Source organism: Flagellimonas lutimaris (assembly GCF_051494225.1).
Taxonomy (GTDB): Bacteria; Bacteroidota; Bacteroidia; order Flavobacteriales; family Flavobacteriaceae; genus Flagellimonas; species Flagellimonas lutimaris_A.
Genome location: NZ_JBNPYE010000008.1, coordinates 166,286 through 185,100 on the forward strand (window position 1 = coordinate 166,286; position 18,815 = coordinate 185,100).

25 protein-coding genes and 2 pseudogenes are annotated in these 18,815 nt (G+C 35.4%); 17 read left to right on the forward strand and 10 right to left on the reverse strand.

The features are described from left to right. The first annotated feature begins 26 nt into the window (after nucleotides 1–26). From ACQQ5U_RS15030 to ACQQ5U_RS15070, 9 genes are all read left to right on the forward strand, one after another. On the forward strand, nucleotides 27–1,241 hold the full coding sequence (locus ACQQ5U_RS15030; protein ID WP_437398743.1) for a multidrug effflux MFS transporter: 1,215 nt from the start codon (nucleotides 27–29) through the stop codon (nucleotides 1,239–1,241). After that, nucleotides 1,210–1,935 carry a GNAT family N-acetyltransferase gene (locus tag ACQQ5U_RS15035; protein WP_437398744.1) on the forward strand — a complete coding sequence of 242 codons (726 nt, stop codon included), beginning with the start codon at nucleotides 1,210–1,212 and terminating at the stop codon, nucleotides 1,933–1,935. Before ACQQ5U_RS15030 ends, ACQQ5U_RS15035 begins: the two co-directional genes overlap by 32 nt. Nucleotides 1,936–2,176: 241 nt before the next feature. Beyond that, nucleotides 2,177–2,605: an SRPBCC domain-containing protein gene (locus ACQQ5U_RS15040; RefSeq protein WP_437398745.1), complete on the forward strand. Its 429-nt coding sequence runs from the start codon at nucleotides 2,177–2,179 to the stop codon at nucleotides 2,603–2,605. Nucleotides 2,606–2,612: 7 nt separating this feature from the next. Next, a complete protein-coding gene (locus ACQQ5U_RS15045; RefSeq protein WP_437398746.1) occupies nucleotides 2,613–3,455 on the forward strand; it encodes an RNA polymerase sigma factor in 843 nt (280 codons plus the stop codon). 7 nt (nucleotides 3,456–3,462) lie between these two features. Continuing rightward, a complete protein-coding gene (locus ACQQ5U_RS15050) occupies nucleotides 3,463–3,789 on the forward strand; it encodes a DUF1905 domain-containing protein (protein ID WP_437398747.1) in 327 nt (108 codons plus the stop codon). Between the two features lie 80 nt (nucleotides 3,790–3,869). Further along, the gene (locus ACQQ5U_RS15055) at nucleotides 3,870–4,232 is read left to right on the forward strand and encodes a nuclear transport factor 2 family protein (RefSeq protein ID WP_437398748.1); all 363 of its coding nucleotides are present in this window, start codon (nucleotides 3,870–3,872) and stop codon (nucleotides 4,230–4,232) included. Nucleotides 4,233–4,319: 87 nt separating this feature from the next. After that, nucleotides 4,320–4,841, forward strand: a complete 522-nt coding sequence (locus ACQQ5U_RS15060) for a dihydrofolate reductase family protein (RefSeq protein ID WP_437398749.1) — start codon at nucleotides 4,320–4,322, stop codon at nucleotides 4,839–4,841. Between the two features lie 32 nt (nucleotides 4,842–4,873). Next, on the forward strand, nucleotides 4,874–5,545 hold the full coding sequence (locus tag ACQQ5U_RS15065) for a DUF2461 domain-containing protein (RefSeq protein ID WP_437398750.1): 672 nt from the start codon (nucleotides 4,874–4,876) through the stop codon (nucleotides 5,543–5,545). 3 nt (nucleotides 5,546–5,548) lie between these two features. Continuing rightward, nucleotides 5,549–5,908 carry a TfoX/Sxy family protein gene (locus tag ACQQ5U_RS15070; RefSeq protein WP_437398751.1) on the forward strand — a complete coding sequence of 120 codons (360 nt, stop codon included), beginning with the start codon at nucleotides 5,549–5,551 and terminating at the stop codon, nucleotides 5,906–5,908. Nucleotides 5,909–6,402: 494 nt separating this feature from the next. On the opposite strand, the gene ACQQ5U_RS15075 is transcribed toward ACQQ5U_RS15070, so the two are convergent. Next, on the reverse strand, nucleotides 6,403–6,828 hold the full coding sequence (locus ACQQ5U_RS15075) for a nucleotidyl transferase AbiEii/AbiGii toxin family protein (RefSeq protein WP_437398805.1): 426 nt from the start codon (nucleotides 6,826–6,828) through the stop codon (nucleotides 6,403–6,405). A 105-nt stretch (nucleotides 6,829–6,933) separates the two neighbouring features. Here ACQQ5U_RS15075 and ACQQ5U_RS15080 point away from each other — a divergent pair, with 105 nt between their 5' ends. From ACQQ5U_RS15080 to ACQQ5U_RS15105, 6 genes and pseudogenes are all read left to right on the forward strand, one after another. Continuing rightward, nucleotides 6,934–7,809: a helix-turn-helix domain-containing protein gene (locus ACQQ5U_RS15080; protein ID WP_437398752.1), complete on the forward strand. Its 876-nt coding sequence runs from the start codon at nucleotides 6,934–6,936 to the stop codon at nucleotides 7,807–7,809. A 157-nt stretch (nucleotides 7,810–7,966) separates the two neighbouring features. Beyond that, nucleotides 7,967–8,623, forward strand: coding sequence for a hypothetical protein (locus ACQQ5U_RS15085; protein WP_437398753.1), 657 nt, complete (start codon nucleotides 7,967–7,969; stop codon nucleotides 8,621–8,623). Between the two features lie 335 nt (nucleotides 8,624–8,958). Then, complete coding sequence (locus ACQQ5U_RS15090) at nucleotides 8,959–9,438, forward strand: hypothetical protein (protein WP_437398754.1); 480 nt, start codon at nucleotides 8,959–8,961, stop codon at nucleotides 9,436–9,438. Between the two features lie 211 nt (nucleotides 9,439–9,649). Then, nucleotides 9,650–10,039 (forward strand): hypothetical protein, encoded by a 390-nt coding sequence (locus tag ACQQ5U_RS15095; RefSeq protein WP_437398755.1) that lies wholly within the window; start codon nucleotides 9,650–9,652, stop codon nucleotides 10,037–10,039. A 268-nt stretch (nucleotides 10,040–10,307) separates the two neighbouring features. Further along, nucleotides 10,308–10,547: pseudogene (locus ACQQ5U_RS15100) on the forward strand (ATP-binding protein); the annotation flags it as partial. Nucleotides 10,548–10,958: 411 nt separating this feature from the next. Beyond that, complete coding sequence (locus ACQQ5U_RS15105; RefSeq protein WP_437398807.1) at nucleotides 10,959–11,687, forward strand: DJ-1/PfpI family protein; 729 nt, start codon at nucleotides 10,959–10,961, stop codon at nucleotides 11,685–11,687. 31 nt (nucleotides 11,688–11,718) lie between these two features. On the opposite strand, the gene ACQQ5U_RS15110 is transcribed toward ACQQ5U_RS15105, so the two are convergent. Next, nucleotides 11,719–12,144, reverse strand: a complete 426-nt coding sequence (locus ACQQ5U_RS15110; protein WP_437398756.1) for a hypothetical protein — start codon at nucleotides 12,142–12,144, stop codon at nucleotides 11,719–11,721. Between the two features lie 14 nt (nucleotides 12,145–12,158). Here ACQQ5U_RS15110 and ACQQ5U_RS15115 point away from each other — a divergent pair, with 14 nt between their 5' ends. After that, nucleotides 12,159–12,368, forward strand: a complete 210-nt coding sequence (locus ACQQ5U_RS15115) for a transposase (RefSeq protein WP_437398757.1) — start codon at nucleotides 12,159–12,161, stop codon at nucleotides 12,366–12,368. 50 nt (nucleotides 12,369–12,418) lie between these two features. Next, a pseudogene (locus ACQQ5U_RS15120) lies at nucleotides 12,419–13,600 on the forward strand (IS3 family transposase). Here ACQQ5U_RS15120 and ACQQ5U_RS15125 read toward each other — a convergent pair. The 8 genes from ACQQ5U_RS15125 to ACQQ5U_RS15160 all read right to left on the reverse strand — a co-directional run bounded on the left by ACQQ5U_RS15125 (nucleotide 13,543) and on the right by ACQQ5U_RS15160 (nucleotide 18,751). Further along, nucleotides 13,543–13,860 (reverse strand): hypothetical protein, encoded by a 318-nt coding sequence (locus tag ACQQ5U_RS15125; protein WP_437398758.1) that lies wholly within the window; start codon nucleotides 13,858–13,860, stop codon nucleotides 13,543–13,545. The pseudogene ACQQ5U_RS15120 and the gene ACQQ5U_RS15125 overlap by 58 nt on opposite strands. A gap of 198 nt (nucleotides 13,861–14,058) precedes the next feature. Next, the gene (locus ACQQ5U_RS15130; protein ID WP_437398759.1) at nucleotides 14,059–14,496 is read right to left on the reverse strand and encodes a DUF6503 family protein; all 438 of its coding nucleotides are present in this window, start codon (nucleotides 14,494–14,496) and stop codon (nucleotides 14,059–14,061) included. Nucleotides 14,497–14,506: 10 nt separating this feature from the next. After that, entirely contained in the window at nucleotides 14,507–14,773 is a 267-nt protein-coding gene (locus ACQQ5U_RS15135; RefSeq protein ID WP_437398761.1) for a hypothetical protein, read from the reverse strand. A gap of 200 nt (nucleotides 14,774–14,973) precedes the next feature. Then, entirely contained in the window at nucleotides 14,974–15,846 is an 873-nt protein-coding gene (locus tag ACQQ5U_RS15140) for an SDR family oxidoreductase (RefSeq protein WP_437398762.1), read from the reverse strand. Between the two features lie 33 nt (nucleotides 15,847–15,879). Then, nucleotides 15,880–16,716, reverse strand: coding sequence for an acetolactate decarboxylase (gene budA / locus ACQQ5U_RS15145; RefSeq protein ID WP_437398764.1), 837 nt, complete (start codon nucleotides 16,714–16,716; stop codon nucleotides 15,880–15,882). Next, nucleotides 16,709–17,590 (reverse strand): carboxymuconolactone decarboxylase family protein, encoded by an 882-nt coding sequence (locus ACQQ5U_RS15150; protein WP_437398766.1) that lies wholly within the window; start codon nucleotides 17,588–17,590, stop codon nucleotides 16,709–16,711. The genes budA and ACQQ5U_RS15150 overlap by 8 nt, the downstream gene beginning before the upstream one ends. 57 nt (nucleotides 17,591–17,647) lie before the next feature. Next, a complete protein-coding gene (locus ACQQ5U_RS15155; protein ID WP_437398768.1) occupies nucleotides 17,648–18,226 on the reverse strand; it encodes a TetR family transcriptional regulator C-terminal domain-containing protein in 579 nt (192 codons plus the stop codon). 105 nt (nucleotides 18,227–18,331) lie between these two features. After that, a complete protein-coding gene (locus ACQQ5U_RS15160; RefSeq protein WP_437398771.1) occupies nucleotides 18,332–18,751 on the reverse strand; it encodes an ester cyclase in 420 nt (139 codons plus the stop codon). Nucleotides 18,752–18,815: the final 64 nt, after the last annotated feature.

The following is an 18,815-nucleotide window of genomic DNA, read 5'->3' on the forward strand; positions in this document are numbered from 1 at the left end:
ATTAAATCTATCCTGACCTTTGTCTTATGAAAGGAAAGGAAATAGGTTTTATTGAATTCATACTATTGGTAGCATTGTTAATGGCACTGGTATCTGTTGCGATTAATATGCTATTACCTGCTTTTCAAAACATCACAAACGATTTTCAACTAAAAGATAAAAACCAGGTACAGTTAAGTGTCTCTCTACTTTATTTGGGGCTAGGAATTAGTCAATTATTTTACGGCCCGCTCTCAGATAATATTGGGCGAAAACAGACTATTTATTTGGGGCTTTCCCTGTTTATTTTAGGCTGCATCATTTCTTATCAATCAAACAGCCTCAGTATATTATTGGCCGGTCAGATCCTGCAGGGAATTGGACTGGGGGCCCCCAGGGTTATAAGTGTAGCCATTGTCAGGGATAAATTTTATGGGCGTCAGATGGCAAGGGTTATGTCATTTATCATGGTCATTTACGTGCTTACGCCTGTCATATCGCCCATCTTGGGAAAATCAATAATCGTGGCTTCAAGCTGGAGGGTTCTATTTCTAATTTATATCATTTTTGGGGCGTTTATATTCCTGTTGTTCAAGTTTAGGATGCCTGAAACCTTAGCTAAAGAACATCAAAAAGCATTAACCTTAACACATCTGACACAGGCAACCAATGAAGTATTTAAAAACAGAAGCTCATTGAGCTACATCCTTATTCTCGGCCTCTATTCTGGTGTTTTCATTACCTACTTAAATCTATCGCAAGCAATTTTCGAGTTCCAATATCATTTAGAAGAACGATACCCTTATTATTTCGCCTTTTTAGCTTTAAGTATCGGCTTAGCTTCGTTTATTAATGGAAAACTGGTCAACCGGCTAGGCATGGAAAGGCTAACAAAATCAGCCATTACTGGTAGTGTATACGTGGTAATACCCTACTTACTTGTCCATTATTTTACCACTCCACCATTTTGGGCATTTGTAGCTTTTATGTTTGTTCAGCTGTTCAGTTATGGATTATTAATAGGGAACTTAAGCTCCTTGGCTATGCAGCCTTTGGGGCATATTGCCGGACTGGGTGCATCTGTAGTAGGTGCTGTATCAACGCTTATATCTGTTCCCTTATCAATTATTATAGGGAATTTTTATAACAACTCTACATTACCTATTGTGATTGGTTTTTTTGTGGTAGGGACAATTTCTACATTAATATTCAACGCTGTTAATCGAAAAAATGAAAAAAAATATCATCAACAACCTGTTTGAATTATGGGAACACATTGGCGTTAATGGCCGTTTTCTGCATAACACAGCACAATACCGTTACACAAGTCCAGGTAATGGTTCCTGGCCAAATACGGTTTTTAGGTTAAAGGAGTCAGAGATAAATTTTAAGGAATTGTATCAGCATGTAGAGAATGGAAACATTCCAGGGTCTATTTCCATTCTTGAAAATGAATCTTTAGAAACGCAACTACTGGCACACAACTTCAAATTAAAATCCACAGTGAAAGGAATGTGTCTGGATCTGCAGGAAAAGAGCAAATTCATTAATAATTTTGCTTCTATTGAGAAAGTTGACAGTGAAATAAAAGCGATAGAGTTTGCCAAAATAGCTTCACTTTCTTTCGGCTATGAAATCCTTTCATCTACCATTATTTCTCCAATAAATTCTTCTCAACTAAAATTATTTATCGGGAAACATAGCGGCCTTTATGTAAGTTGCGGAATGGTCTTACTGGACAAAAAAGGAATTTCGGGATTACACATGATTGGAACTATTCCGGAATACAAAGGACTCGGTTTGGGCAAAGTCATGACAAATAAGTTGCTATTCGAATCGTTCGAAAATAAAAGTAAACAGGTGGTATTAGTTGCCTCAGAGTCGGGTGAACATATTTACTCTAAATTAGGGTTTGTAGCACAAGGAAGTTTAAAAAGCTATTCGATTAATAAGTAAACGTGTTACAACAGTGTATAAAAGCAATAGCGGTTTAGGTGCAAACTTGAACCGTTTTTGCGTTTTAAATAAGTATCTTGCTATCTGACAGTTTTGTGATTTAAAATCCGTTACTGCTCATATACAAAACGATGAGAACACATTCGCCAAAGGCGAACTTTAATTACTACGTGCTTAAAGTAAATCTGTTCTCATCTTCAGGTTTAACCCTGAAGTTACCACACATTAAAAACAATATAACTTGAGTAAAGAATTAATTTCAAAATCTTCAATAGACATAAACGCTCCTTCTTCTGAAATTTGGGAAGCTTTAGTTAACCCCGAAATAGCAAAGGAATATTTCTTCGGAGCAGAAATTGTGACAGATTGGAAAGTAGGAAGTCCAATTAAATTTAAAGGCGAATTCAACGTAAATAACTATGAAGAAAAAGGAGTGCTTATAAATGTTGAACCCAATTCACAACTTCAATACTCACATTGGAGCCATTTCGATGGACTACCAGATGAACCTGAAAACTATCGGACTTGGACTTTTGATATAACGGAAAAGAACGGAACAACTTTATTGACCATTAGTGAAGACAATATACCGAGTGAAAAACAAAGAAGTCGCTCGGACGAATTTTGGAATGAAGCTCTCTTGAAAATTAAACGACTGGTTGAAAAATAAAAAAACAATGCTACAGAATAATCACATACAAGGCTTCCTTCAACTAAAACCAGAGCTTCAATCCTTCCTGTACCGGTTATTGACAAATAAGGAAGATGTTGAGGATATTGTACAGGAAACCTACATCAAAGTTCATCAAAACATACATACTTTTAAAGGAGAATCGACTTTTAAGACTTGGGTTTATACCATTGCCATGAATCTTTCAAAAAATCATTTGAAGAAACAAAACCGATGGCTTGAAAATGCTCAGGATTACGGAGCCGAACTTCATGCCAATGATGAAAATCTTTGGAACAAGATGAGAGATGTTTTTACCCAAACACCAGATAAATCCTACGAGATAAATGAGCATATAGCCTATTGTTGTAATTGTATCTTTAAAACCCTGGAGCTACGTCAACAAATTTGTTTGTGGCTGAAGGAAGTTTATCATTTCCAGGTAAATGAAATAATGAAGATTACCAAACTTTCCGAAGGTAAGGTAAAACATGCCATAGCAGATGGCAGAAAAAATATGATACGCATTTTCGACTACCGCTGTTCCTTTGTAAGCAAAAAAGGGGTTTGCCACCAATGCACGGTTTTAAAGGGAAATCTCAATCCTGAGCATGATGTACAAAAAGAAGCCATTCAACTTAAAATGGTTAAAGAAGGAAATAACCCGGATAAAGAACATCTGTTAAACTTGCGTTTTGAGCTCACTTCTTCCATTGACCCTTTAAGTGCCCCCAACTCAATTTTGAACAATTATATGCTTGAGAACAATGACAATTGGGTAACACAAGGAAAGCAGAAAAAAGTGTTTGGAGAAAATGAACAAAAAGTGATTCGCGGATGTGATTTTTAAATAAAATATGGCTACTCAAAAAACATCACATAACGAAATTGGAAAAGTAACTTATTCATTCAAAGCGAACGTTTGGAAACATAACGCTCCAGCTTCTTGGTATTTTTTAACTGTTCCAAAAGATACTTCGAAAGAAATAAGAAACTTGTTTCAGCAATGGGAAGAAGGTTGGGGCAGACTAAAGTGTAAAGCTCAAATTGGTAATACATGTTGGCAAACAGCTATTTGGTACGACACCAAACACCAAGCTTACGTATTACCTCTTAAGGCTGAAATCAGAAGAAAGGAATGTATTGAAATTAACGAATTAACCAGCGTTACCATTAGAATATAAAAATAAAGCAAAAATTTCCGTCCGTTTTCTACAGCTCATTTGTCTAAAGGGTATGTTTAACAATTAAAATAAGCAAAAAAATGAGCAAAGCATTAGAGACCGTGCAGAAATTTCAAATGTCTATGGGCAGCGGCACCAGCGAGTGGGAAAACCTTGTTGATAACAATATCACCTTTAAAGGACCTGTGGACGAGGTTAAGGGAAAAGAAGCATTCATTCAACTAAACAAAAGCTTTTTTCCTATGGTAAGAGGATACGAACACTTACATTCTTTTGGGAACGATCAATTTGCAAGTCTTGAAGGCACTTTTAAAGTAGCAACGCCAAAAGGAAATGAAATTGAACTACTTATGGCAGAAGTCTATACCATTGAAGATGGAAAAATCAAAAGTATTCGTGTGTATTATGATGCTGAGGAATTTAGAAAGGAATTTGGAAGCTAAGCAAATTGAAAAAAATGAGATGCGAACACAAATACTTGCAAAAACAATATTTGTGTTCGTGTTGTATTAAATAGCTCTTTAAATGTTATGAAAAAAAGAAAAGTAATACTGAATTTATGTACAAGCCTGGATTTTTACATTGAAGGGAAAAATGGAGAAATAGATTGGTGCTTTACGGACCAGGATTATGGAATGACAGAATTTCTTAATCGGATTGACACTATCTTTATTGGACGAAAAAGCTATGAACAGCTCATTAAGGAGATGCCCAATGCATTTGCTGACAAAAAGAAAATAGTTTTTTCCAAAACCCTGAATAGCGTTGATAAAAATCTGACTATAATTAAAAATAACTTCGAAGAATCAGTTAACAGAATAACAAAATCAGAAGGAAAGGACATTTGGCTTTTTGGAGGTGCCGATTTAACAACGAATATGATTAATGCCAATCTTGTTGACAAATTGATGATATCGGTACATCCGTTAATTCTTGGGAATGGAAAGCCCTTGTTTATAGATATTCATAACAGGCAAAATTTAGAATTGATTGATACCAAAACATTTTCCTCAGGATTAGTTCAACTTCTATATAAAATGGAGAATAAATAATAACCAAACCACGATATATTAATAAAATTGAAATGATCTATTTTTCCCATGAGTATATCCGCTTTTTTGAACAGTTGTCCCTCAACAACAACAAGGATTGGTTTCATACACATAAAAAAGACTATGAAACCTTCGTGAAAATTCCATTTGAAAATTTTGTTTCACGACTCACCAAAGAAATCTCCAAACATGAAGTCCTTGGTACTATTCAGGCAAAACAATGCATTAGTAGAATTAACAGGGATATTCGTTTTTCAAAAGACAAGCCCCCTTACAACCTTCATCTTAATGCGTTTATAACTCCATTTGGCAGCAAGGACAAAAGCTTTCCCGGATTATTTATTCGCTTTGCTCCTGACATGGTGGGCATTATGGGAGGGTGTTATTGTCCATCCAAAGAACAAATCAATGCCATCAGAGACCATATTACGGAAAATTTATCAGCATTTGAAAACCTGTATTCCAACAAATCATTTTTTGAAAAATTCGGAAACATAAAAGGTGAAACCATGAAGCGTATTCCCATTGAACTCAAAGAAATATCCGAATTGGAAAAATTGATTCTTAACAAGCAATGGTATTTTGTAGCAGAAAGAGAACCTGAATTATTGTTAGGCGAGAATTTATTAGAAAAAGTTATGGAATACTATTTTATTGCAAAACCGCTCAATGATTTTTTTAAGCAAGCATTAAAAGCAACGTAAATTATGGCCTATTCAGAACATCAAAAAGAACGGATAGAAAGAATCCTTAAAGAAAAATCCATAAACTTTGAAGGTAGAAAATTTATGGGCGGCTATTGTTTTTTTCTAGACGACAAAATGACCGTTGGTCTGGATATTGACAAGAAAACAGGCAAAAACCGTCTAATGGCAAGAATCGGAGGAGAAGCCATGCCGAACGCTTTAAATAAGAAAGGGTGCCGACCGATGGATATTACCGGTCGGCCTATGAAGGGATTTGTATTTATAGACCCCGAAGGTTTTGACCTTGAAAAAGACCTGGAATATTGGGTGCAATTGGCAGTGGAATTTAATCCGTTTGCAAAAAGCAGCAAAAGAAAGTAATTACTACTGCCAACACTCTATAAGAATAATAGCGGTATTAGTATTAAAATCAAAGATAGTATCTTGTTCAATATTTAGTAATAAAGTGAAAGGTAAGTCTAATAAAGTCCGCTACTACTCTTATGTGCGCCGAGAGTGCAAAAAACAGGCATAACTGGAGGAAGAGATAGGCCCGCTGTCCCAAACGTGCAAAAAGTGGTAGTAGTATACCACTCGAAACGGAAAATAGTGAGCATGGTAAAATCACAAAAAAGTGACCGATTCAGATTTAATTATTGCTAAAATTAAGGCGGTTCAATTTATCCGTTTTTAGTGGTTCTCTATACGTCCTATCCACTCTAAATACTTCTTCAAGCTTAAGCATTACAATCTTTATATCAATCTAAAAAAGTTGTTGCCCCCCAGATTCGAACCTGTTTGTCAAACCAGCCCATTATTGAATACCGAAACCTCATCATAACCAATGATTAGGATTGAAGTAAACATTAGATATTTTATTGGCCTTTCCTGAACTTTTCAATGGACTCGACAATATCCTCTTTAATAAACTCCCAAATCTTTCCCTTCAGACAAATGGGATCAAAGTCGTCATCAGCCCTGTCAAAATGAGTGAAATTATCCACTATCAGTTCACGGTCATGGCCATAAGGATATCTTTTCTCATGCAATTTTAGCATATCGTCAATGCTGTAGGCTGAAAGCAATTCATGAATATCCCAAAAATCCTTTTTCCTGCCTTCATCCTGAATCACTTCCAACTTCATCGCAATGATTTCTTCGATGGACGCCAAACGAATGTCATCCACCAACTTTATTTGATCGATAAATTCATCTGTATGGAATACATCCAATTTTATTGCATTGTTCTTATCCTTACCAATAAGATATGACTTTCCCGTTCCAGGAAAAATATTGGAGATATTCTTCTTTTAGGGCCAAATTATTTAATATTTTTTCTTTTCTTTAATATCATATCCTTGATATTATGGATTATCCAACTTGTTCAATAAATAGAATAACCTGTAATGATTAATACTTATGAGGCAGGATTGGCTAATCCGGATATTTTTAAGCAACTTTCTGTCAGAGATTTACTTTTCGTATATTATAAGTGTCCACAGATAGATAGGTTAGTACATTTATATAACCATTACAACCTTATCGCCTTTTCATTGGAAGGTGAAAGGATTTTGCATCAGGGTGACAAGTCATGGAAAATAACACCGCAAACTTCATATTTTCAACGTAAATCTGGATATGTCCAAGAGCTGCCAGATGCGCAAGATTGGCACGTACTTGCCTTTCATGTTCCCGATGAATTTCTGATACAATTTGCAAATGAATTCATGGATAGTTTACCAATTGGGGAATTACCTGAATCAACTAGTGAAATGTTCATCAAAATAGAATTGAATGAGGTAACAAAAACTTTCTTCTATGGTTTGATTCCCTATTTTAAACAAAAGGTACCGCCTTCAGCAAAACTACTTGAATTAAAATTTAAGGAACTATTCCTAAATATTCTATCCAATCCATTGAACAAACAACTACTTGCATACGTTCTACGTCTAAACGATGAAATCAAACCTCCCATATGGCAGATCATGGAAAAAAACTACACTTATAATCTAACCCTAAAAGAATATGCCAATATATCAAGTCGGAGTCTAGCTGCATTCAAAAGAGATTTTTTTGAATATTACCATACAAGTCCTGGAAAATGGTTGACGGACAAACGACTTAAGCATGCCAGTATGTTGTTGAATACAACGAAACAAAGTATTTCTGATATTGTATTTAATTCTGGTTTTAAAAATGCATCGCACTTCAGTAGAATTTTTAAGGAAAGATTTGGGCTATCCCCTCTACAGTTCAGAAAAAATCAGACAGCTCCAGAATAACAATACTTCTAAAAAACACAAGAATCCCCTTAAAGAAAAAAAAATGAGCTTTTAAGAAAAATAGGATCGATCGAACCATACTACCTTTGTTTTCAACTTAAAAGTCCAGTGAACTATTGTTGAGCAAGTTCAGGGCCATAAATAAAAACAGGTGGAAATGGAAAAAACATATAAGAACATAGGTTATACAATGGTAATTTTGGTTCCATTGATTTTTGCGGCGTTTTACAAAACATATTTTGGTCAATTCCCAGAATTCAGTGAAAGTACCTCCGCATTATCCCAAAGCAAAGTTTCAACATTCGACCATCTCCATGTATTTTTTGCTTTTTTGTGGATTTTGTTACTTATTGTTCAACCTATCTTGATTGGAATTGGAAAAAATAAAGTCCACAGAGTCATTGGTAAGATTTCTTACCTTGCTTTCCCTCTTCTGATTCTTTCTGCTTTCCCGTTAATATTTAGAATATTGCACGCGGGCCACCCTATGCTTGCTTATCTCCCAATCTCAGATTGTGTGCTGTTAGTCCTTTTTTATTCATTGGCCATTTACAACAAGAAAAATACTCCCAAACATATGCGTTATATGATTGGAACAGCAGCGGTTTTCCTTGGCCCAATATTTGGAAGGTTAGGTCCCTATGTATTGGATATACATCCTAAAATCATGAATAACATTAAGTTCATAATTATTTATTTAATCTTCACGGGATTAATATTTCTTGACAAGAAATATGGAAGGAATTTCAGACCGTACCTTATCATTTTGGTGGCTATGGTTCTTAAACAAACTCTATTTAATATTCTGCTATAATTTTGAATACCAGAGCGGCAACTAGCACTATATTCAATATATTGTTTCCATGTGCTGAATAATAAAAAGGGCAATGGCATTCTCTAAACATTCAAAATCTTATGGTGGTAATCTTTGGTTTTAACATATAAAACTTTTCTTGAAAAGTTTGGTACGCCGGATAATGGTCTTTTTTAGGTAAGTACACTGGTATTTTAAAAGTTTTCATGGGTCTGGACCATACAAATACAGCAATGGACTTTCCTTAGAATATATTTTCTTGGAGGAAGACAACAAAAGGGCCCATACTATAAAGTTCGAATAAACTATCAAGTCAGTATTAATTTTAAAACATATTGAAGGGTAAGAGAAAAGTAATGTTGAGCAGAAAGCCAATTGACTTCAAAACAAGATTTAAAAGGTCAATAATTTCCCAATGGTTTTATCTTATATTTGGATTTTTGATAGTACTGTCTTTCTATAATACTTACCTATGGATATTAACAATCATACTAGTCCTGACATTTGTAATCATGAACTACAATGCAATGCAGCAATATTTAATGAAGATTGAGTTGGATGATAATGACCTTAAAATATACTATTTAAACAATAAAAATGTGGAAAAATCAATTCAAATTCCTGTAAACGAATTAACAGTTGATTACTATGGAAATGGCATTGGATTTTCTTCACTTGTGAGCAATCATATGAGAATCGAACACAACGGGCAAACCAAACTCAAACAGTATCAAACTATAGGTTGGAGCCTTGTAGATTTAAAGGAAACAACTAAGGCACTAAAGGAGATAAAACAACAAATAGCAGTATATTAAAGTTCAAATAAACGATTCCAATAGTAGATGATTAAATACATTGATAATATTCCATTTTGGGTGTATGTAGATGTATTTTATGCTTATATAAACAAGTTAGTGGCAAGCTGAAAAAATAAACATTATGAAATATAATTATACATTACTCGCATTTATTATTTTATGTACGATTAGTTGTCAGTCATATAAACAAGAACTGACTCAAATAGAAATGGAATCAATAATAATCGAAAGAACTGCCCAATTTCAAGAAGTATTAATTTCGGGTGAATTGGAAGAGCGAATGGACTTTTATGATAAAGAAGCTTCTTCATCTCCCAATGGATTTGGGGTAATTCAAGGAAAAGAAAATATAAAGAATTTCCTTTCAAAAGGAATGAAAATGGCCAAATTCTCCAAACTTGATTTAAAGACTGATTATGTGAACGGGAGCAGAGAATATATACACCAAATGGGCCATATGGAAAGTGAAATTATAGTATATGATTCCCTTCATTTTGACAATTCAAGTAAATTTTTCTACCTATGGAAGTTGCAGGATGACGGATCCTACAGAATCGTAGCAGAAGTTACAAGTACAAAAGACGAGGATGATGATTAATCAATGACCTAAAAATATAAGCTAGCTACTAACAATGCATACAAAAAATGGGCGAAATAGTACTAAAATCTAGGTCTTTGGCTCGCTTCAAACTCTGTAATCAGCCGAAAGTTTGGTACTCCGTAATCGCCTACTCTTCATATACTAACCGTTGTGAACAATTCGCCAAGGGCGAACTTTAATCTACGCAACTTCGTTACAATGCATCTTAAAGTAAATTGTTCACAACAGAGCGCTAAACCAAAAGAGCACCAATCCCACCACCCAGAATGACTTCGGGCTCAAGCCACTGGACACCATCAACAGGCATACGCTCATGGAGATCATCGAGGATTGTCACGGACAGAGGTCGACCATAATTGCATCACAATTGCCCGTATCAAAATGGCACGACATCATCGGGGAGAGAACACTGGCCGACGCCATACTCGACCGTTTGATGCATACAGCACACAGAATCGACATAAAAGGTGAATCAATGAGAAGAAAATTGAAAAATAAAAACTAAGTTTAACCCACGGACAGGTCAAATCCAAGCAGTTGATTTACACTGCTCACTTTAATCCGGCGCGGGTGGCTCAGTTTATCGGGCTCATCCAGTTATTGGACATTACCCAGGAGATGATATTTTTTCAATTTAATGTTTTGAATCAACCTGAAATCGGCAAAGAAAAAACGCCACACAACAAAGTATCCTATGCAAATAGCACATTCATTGGTTCACGAAAGTATAGTCCTATTTGCAAACACCGCCAAATCGTTGATTTGATTTTTAAGAATGAGTAAATTGAAAACAAAATACAACGCTTTGGCTGAATGCAAACTTGAAAGTTTAGTGCTTTCTACTGCCCTACTTGCCATATACTAGCCCACAATACAAGAAAAACCGAAAACAGTGAGAAAATTAGGAACTATAACAATGATTTTTGCGACTATTTTAACGAGTTGCAACACAGACAAATCAAAAACGAAAGTAGAAAATTCAGAATTGACAAAAACCGAACAGAAAATTGATACGCTGACAAAACACCTAAAATCGTTTAATCCAGAATTGCCGACAATCGGACTTTTGATGTATAACGGAGTTTTACAAAGCGAAGTAATTGCAACTTCTGATGTTTTTGCAAAACCGGCCGAAGATGGAAAACAACTTTTTAACGTTATTACAATAGCTGAAACTGAAAATCCAATAACAACGGAAGAAGGTATGCATTTCGTTCCCGATTATACTTTTGAAAATTGCCCAAAACTGACTGCTCTTTTTGTACCAAGTGCTTATGATATGTATGCTCAAGTCCACAACGAAAAGATTGTGGATTTTATAAAAGAGAAAAATAAGGAAACTAAATATACTGTGAGCAACTGTGCAGGAGCGCAATTAATCGGAAAATCGGGAATTGCTGACGGACACAAAATTGTTACGTGGATTGGTGGAGGCGAACAATTACAGAAAGATTATCCAAATTTAAAAGTCCAAGATGATAGTTTGGTAACTTTTGTTGAGGACGGAAAATTCAGTTCCTCAAATGGAAATTTAGCGAGTTATATTTCTGCATTGAATGTAGTGGAAAAAATGACCAGTCCTGAACATAGAAAATTTGTAGAAAGTTATCTATATATCGACCGACTTCAAAATTGGAAAGAATAGTATTGTGGGCAAAAACGTATATAAAACATAGCTATTTTAGGCTTTCCGAGAGGCTCATGTGTGTTTGCGAAGACCGCAAATTTAAAAATTCGGCTCGTGGTGTAATATCAGATTTGTCATATTCAAAATAGATGGGATTCACTTTAATTTTTTCCACACCTTCATCTTTTACGACCAAACTTTCAAATGGGGTAAGATAAATCATATTGTTGACAGAGGCTTCCTCCGGGTTTTCTCCAGTGGTGATGAATATTTCCTTTTTTGAAAACCGGGGTTTAAAAAACACCATTTTATTCTCTTTGTCACAGGGCAGGACAAATTTAAAATAACCTGTTTCATCAGTTTTTCCAGCTTCCAAAAGTCCTATTTCTACATCGTACAATTCAACACTGGCCAAAGTAATGGGGTCGCCTGTTTTTGTAGATACCCCAAAAATTAGGGCAGTAAGTTTAATCATTAAATTTACTGAATATGACACGAAGAAAATTCACCCCGAAGTTCAAGACCAAAGCCGTCCTGGAAGCCTTGAAGGAGCGGCATAGCCTTGCCGAACTTTCCCAGAAGTATGAGATACACCCGACCCAGATCAGCGCATGGAAGCGCAATTTCCTCTATGGGGCCGAACAGGTGTTCGAATCGGGCAAGAAGGATGCCCACAACGAGTGGACTTACTACATTTGACTGGACTATGAGATAGGAGCATGTTGACTGTTTGAATTAACTTTGAAAACATGTCAAAACCAAAAAGAGAGTACACAACGGAGTTCAAGCAAAAGGCTGTCGAACTGAGCTATGCCAGGGGCAACGCCGCAGAGGTATGTAGGGAACTGGGACTTAACCCCTCGGTATTGGGTCGCTGGCGCAGGGAGGCCAAAAAATACGGGGAGAACAGTTTTCCTGGAAAGGGAAACCCCAAACTTACCGATGAACAAAGAGAGATAGCTGAACTAAAGAAAAAACTCAGGGATGTGGAGATCGAGCGTGATATCCTAAAAAAGGCGATAGCCATCTTCTCCTAGGGCGACAGGAAAAATATAGGTTTATAAAACACCACAGGTTCAAATTTCCTGTCGGGAAGATGTGCAAAATGTTCAAGATAAGCAAAAGTGGGTATTACAACTGGTTGGACCGGGGCCCTTCCAGAAGATGGTTGGAGAACGAGGCCTTGACGGTGGCCATACATGGTATTTTCAAGGACAGCTTTGGGAGTTACGGGGCGCCAAGGATTCGGGAGGAGCTCTTGAAAAGGGGATATAGGGCCTCAAGGCCCAGGGTGGCCAGGATAATGAGGGCCAACAGGCTTTTCGCCAAAAGAAAGAGAAAGTTCAGGGTCACCACGGACAGCAAACACGATTATCCGATAGCACCCAATATATTGGACCGTGACTTTACCGTACATAGGAAGAACCAGGTATGGGTATCCGACATGACCTATATAAGGACCGGTGAGGGGGTGGATGTACCTGACGGTGATCATGGACCTGTTCCATCGAAAGGTCGTTGGATGGTCGATGGGCAAGACCTTGGCCACTGCAGAAACCATAATTCCCGCTTGGAAGATGGCGGTAAGGTCGAACAATATCACGGACAGGCTTATTTTCCATTCTGATAGGGGCTCACAATATGCCAGTTACGAGTTTACCGATATCCTTAAAGAGCATAATGGTCCAGTGGTACAATCAATGAGCAGAAAAGGGAATTGCTGGGACAATGCAGTAGCGGAATCTTTCTTCAAGAGCTTGAAGGTCGAATGGGTGTACCATCAAAATTATAACTTCAGGTCCGAAGCGGAACTATCGATATTCCAGTGGATAGAGACTTGGTACAATAGGAAGAGGATACACTCGACATTGCGTTATAAAACCATAGTGGAATTTGAAAACGAAATGTATAACCAAAAATCAGCGGCATGACTCTTATCTAATTGTCCACTTTTTTGTTGCAAGTCCAAGATGAGTTTACTAAATACTTTTGGTTTAACTACCTTAAAGAAATGAATTTCTTTTTGCCTGGACTTAAACGAGCGGTTCACTACAGAGTTTCGTGTTTTATTTAAAACCTCTTTGATAATTTTAATTCCTTTTTCAGCTCTGACGAGGATATCAACTTCTTCAAATTCCAGTATATCTATTGTTCTTTCAAATTTTTCTAATGTTTCATCATCTATCATCAATTTTTAATGAATTTTAAATTAAATGTTGAATCGGGGTTTAATTACAAAAAACCTACTTGTAATATATAGCTGGTTTTTGTCTTAAATAAATGAACCTAATATTTATAATTCAAGGGAATTGAAAAGGTGGACAGAGTTTAATTTACTTACCTTTTGTTTAGAGGTTACAATAACGATCATATACCATCCTTAGTAAACTTACAATGACAAATCTTCTTTTGTAAATCTGTTATTGAATTTTACATTTGAATAGGTAAACACAATTGCTAGTCCATATTCTCCCTTGGCATTTGGAAAAACACCTCTTCTCGTGTTGCTCACATAAATACCATCAATTTTTTCATAATCCAGCTCCATTGGTAAAACAGGGTCGTTTGCATCAAATGCGGGCAATGAAAAGTAAAAACGATCTACAAGGTGTGTCTTTGGATTAAAATAAAGGATAAAAGAGTCATCCGAAGCTTTACCCGTGTTTTCAAAAGTGAGACTTTTCTTATCATACATAATGTTGTTCACTTTTTCTGTGCCTAAATATTTATGAATTGTTTCAGAATCATTCAATTTGTACATCATGGTGAACCAATAATAGCTAGCTCCTCTTAAAAAACCCGAAGTTCCTATACTCTTTTGATCCATTAGGGGTTTCCTATAATGAGGCTTCAGGTTTTCCGTCAATAACTCTTTGGTGGACTATGCCTTCTATTTCTGGTATTACATTTACTTTATGTTCACTATATTCTCCCCATATCTGCTCTCCATTAAATATAAAGCGTTCTTTTGAGATGTCTTTTGCTTTCTTGTTTTTGTCATCATAATCATAAGTAAACTCTACATCTTTCACTTTTGATAGCGCATGCCAACCGCCATTCACTTTTTCTAAGGCTGGGATTAACTCCAACGATTTTTTATCCAAACTGGAATTATTATTTGTAAAGGGCTATACCAAAAAGAAAATAGCAATTAAAATTAAATACGGATTGAAAACTTTATTTTTCATTGTTACTGGGTTTTAATTAATTTTTATAAAGGAGAACACCCCAAGGGAGAATTGAGATGAACTCCATTATTTAAAATTTAATCTTACTATATGCTTTAAATTCAACAAAAGATTTACTATTTACCTGAATAAACGGGTTTTAGCATATCTATAAGACCAATTTGAGCAATGTCGCTCTCTTGATTGATTTTATCGATTCCCATATTATGACCAACTGTAGTACGCATTGGGCGTTGCTTTTTCATTTCTATTAATTCAAGTATTTTGTTTGCCACATTTTGAGCATCTGTTGAAGCGTCTTGCTGTGCGAACATTCCTTGAAACATTCTCAAAATTTTATCTCTACCTTGTGCTAAATCACCATAATCTGTTAGTACTTTCTCATCAGAAGGGATAGGAGGATTTGAAACCAAATCAGTTCCATGTCCCCCTGGCTCTATTAAAACAGCTTCTATTCCAAAGGGTTCAACTTCATAATGAAGCGCTTCGGTATAAGCCTCTAATGCAAATTTACTGGCACAATAAACGCCGAAATATGGAATTGCAATTCTACCCGCATTTGAACTAACATTTATAAATAAGCCTGATTTTCGCTTTCTCATAAAAGGGAGAGAAGCCCTCATAGTACGTGCTGGGCCATACACATTTACGTCCATACATTTTTGATAATCATCTATCGTGTATGCCTCGGTTAAACCCACAGGCATGATTCCTGCATTATTTATAACGACATCTATAGCATTGGTATGTTCTATTTTCTCAATGGCTTTGTTTACAGAAACTTCGTTGGTTACGTCCATTTCTATTGCACTAATTTGCACATTGTTTTGTTTTGCGTATTCGTTTAACGACTGTACAACAGCTGCATTTCTCTCTTCTGTGCCTCTAATTGCCGCTAAAACTTGAAATCCTGCTTTTGCTAGAGTTTTTGTCGTTAGTAAGCCAATTCCTCTGCTTGCTCCTGTAATTAATACTGTTTTTTTCATCATTTTCTTATTTTATCTTTGTTTATATAATTAATTTTATTTTTTGTTCATATCAATAAATTGAAATTCTGGATTCTCAGGAAAATTCACTTCGTAACTACTTAATTCGCGTATCTCTACTTTAGCATTGGCAAGTTCCAATTCCAATACATGACCTCCATATTTTTCATCATTAGAAACAAAATGAAAATGAAAACCAGGAATGTTCACTCCTTTTAGAAAAGAAGGAATATAGAAACCGACTAAACTTCCTTTGATAGATTGTAAATCAAAAACTTTTTGGGTTTTTACTACTTCAGAGAACTCTGGATAAGGTTTTGAAGACACTATTGGATATGTACGGTTTTTTAAAGCGTTAAATGTCCCGTTTACCATAATTGCATATATATGATTGGTGCTTCTAAAATGTTTTTTCAGCGATTCTTCTAAACCTTCTTTGGATAAGATTTCATTAATAGCCCAAGAAGAATCAGCCGTAAAGCTTGTAACAAACGCCAGGCTAGTTTTATCCTTTAACCCTGCCTTAACCGTGGTGCCGTTTGCTTTAGATTGGTAAATTGTTCCATTTAAAATGGTTACTTCACCATCTATTTTGTTTGCAGCAGCGAGGCCAAAGTTTCCATGGCCTAGCAAATCTTGATAGGTATAATTGCTTTGATACATATTTCCCGCTAAAAAAGCATCAACAAAATTATAATGGAATAAAACTCTTTCTTTCTTTATAGTATGGCCAATGACTAAGGCCATACTATCTACTATCATGGCTTTATTTTTAATAGTATTGATACCTATATTGTTTTGAGCATAAACGGATGTACACAGCAGGTATAGTGCTTTTAGGCATATGGTTTTTATGACTGTAGTACTATTCATTAATCACTTGTTTAAGTACTATAGTACCGTTAACGGCTTTAGGAAAGCCTGAGAATACACCCATTAGTATCATTATCTCGGCGACTTCTTCCTTTGTTACTCCAAGAGTCATTGCTCCTTTAATATGAAGCTTGAGTTGGTTTGTTATACCTAATGACGTAAGTGCTGCTATAGTAACGATTTCCCTAGTTTTGTAATCAAGCCCTGGTCGTGCCAAAATATCAGCAAAACCATATTCTAGCACATACTTTATAAAATCGGGGGAAACATTTTCATAAGCCTCATTAAGTTTATCGATCGATACCGCGTTTAGTTTTTCTAACTGTTCAATGCCAATATCTAATCTGGTTTTGTCTTTTGGTATTTTAGTTTGTTGATTAATCCCTTTCGGGTCATTTATCCCACGTTCTTTTCGTTCGGCCAGCACTTCCTTTAAAGCGTTCATTCCGTTAACAGCGGATGGAAACCCAGAATACACAGACATTTGTAAAATCACTTCCTGAATTTCTACAATGGCCCAGCCTACATTTAAAGCCGCATTGAGATGGACTTTGAGTTGTGGTTCTACATTTCCCATTGCCGTTAATCCCGCTACAACCACAATCTCTTTAGTTTTTAGGTCAAGTAATGGCCGTGCATAAATCTCACCAAAGGCAAACTCTATGATGTAGGTTGCTAGATCTGGTGATATATCTTCTAATGATTCTACCACTTTTTCTCCTGCTACACCATCAATAATTTTTAGGTTATGGATCCCCTCTTTATGTTTTTCCTTGCTTATGAAAGTCATGTTTTTACTCTTTTGTTCTTGTCCAAATGCATTTCCCATAAAGAGGATTGCAATAAGGAAAATGTGTGTTATTTTATTGATCATTCCATTTTAATTATTTAATATTAATAGACCGGTCGTCTAATTTTGGATCAAATTTTTTTATATCAGTATTTGTGTTTTTAAAAATTTGACAAATATTTTTATTGGTTCTAAATTTTTGGTAACTTTCATTCTCATAATTGCTCCTTCCCAACTATTTACAATAAAGCTAGTCAATTCCTTGGTAGACACATCCGTTTTAAACTCACCTAAATCTTTAGCTTCTTGTAAACACTTAGTAAATCCATTTTCCATTTTAAGGAATTCAAGTTCCAATACGGTTGAAAAACAGGCTTTTTGACCCCCAAGTTCCGTACTACAATTCCCTAACAAGCAACCTTCCTTGAATTCTTTTTTTTCATATATTTTTTGAACATCATCAAAAAGCGAAAAGATTCGTTGTAATGGACTTAAGGTCGAATCCTCAAGAAATGAATTTATATATATTAGAGAATTCTCAGAATGTCTTTTTATAACCTGAATACCAAAATCTTCTTTATTCTTAAAATAGTGGTAGAAAGACCCCTTTGGTATTTTGGCTTCATTTAAAACCTCCAGTATGCCAATACCATTATAACCCTTCTTGGCAATAATATTTACCCCAATATCCAAAATTCTATTCCTGACTTCCGTTTTCATATTACAAATATATAAAAAAAATAGACTGGTCGTCTATAATGTTTCAATTAGATTTAATTTATTCATAAAAGCACCTTTAAATTATGAACTAATTTAGATAGATAGTTAGGTAATCAGCTTTGTTTTACCGTCAAGCTCCTCTTCTAATTTCTTTAGATCACCAAGTACCCATAAACTAGAAACTTTTTGGCCCGAAAAAATAAATAGTGCTGCACCTGACCAAGATATCTGTTTGCCTGTTGGTGGGTAACCCATAAAATCAAAGTCATGAACGCCAGTAAAAATCATTTTTGCAAATACTTTCTCATTTTGCGCAACAAGATCTTTGATTATGCATTTATAGCATGAAAGTGCTGAATGGACATAATTTATGTAAACCTTGAATTCTTCATGACCGCATCCTTCCTGATTGAGCGAACCTCTAAAAGAAAAATCATTTTGAAGAATATTGGATATTTCCTCAAAGTTTTTCTTATCCCAAATTTCAGAATAAAATTTTTTTACCTGCTTTTCGTAAATATTCATGTTTAAATAAATTTACCGTAATTGTGATTTTCTTGTACAATAGAATCCTTAGCTGATTTTTTTC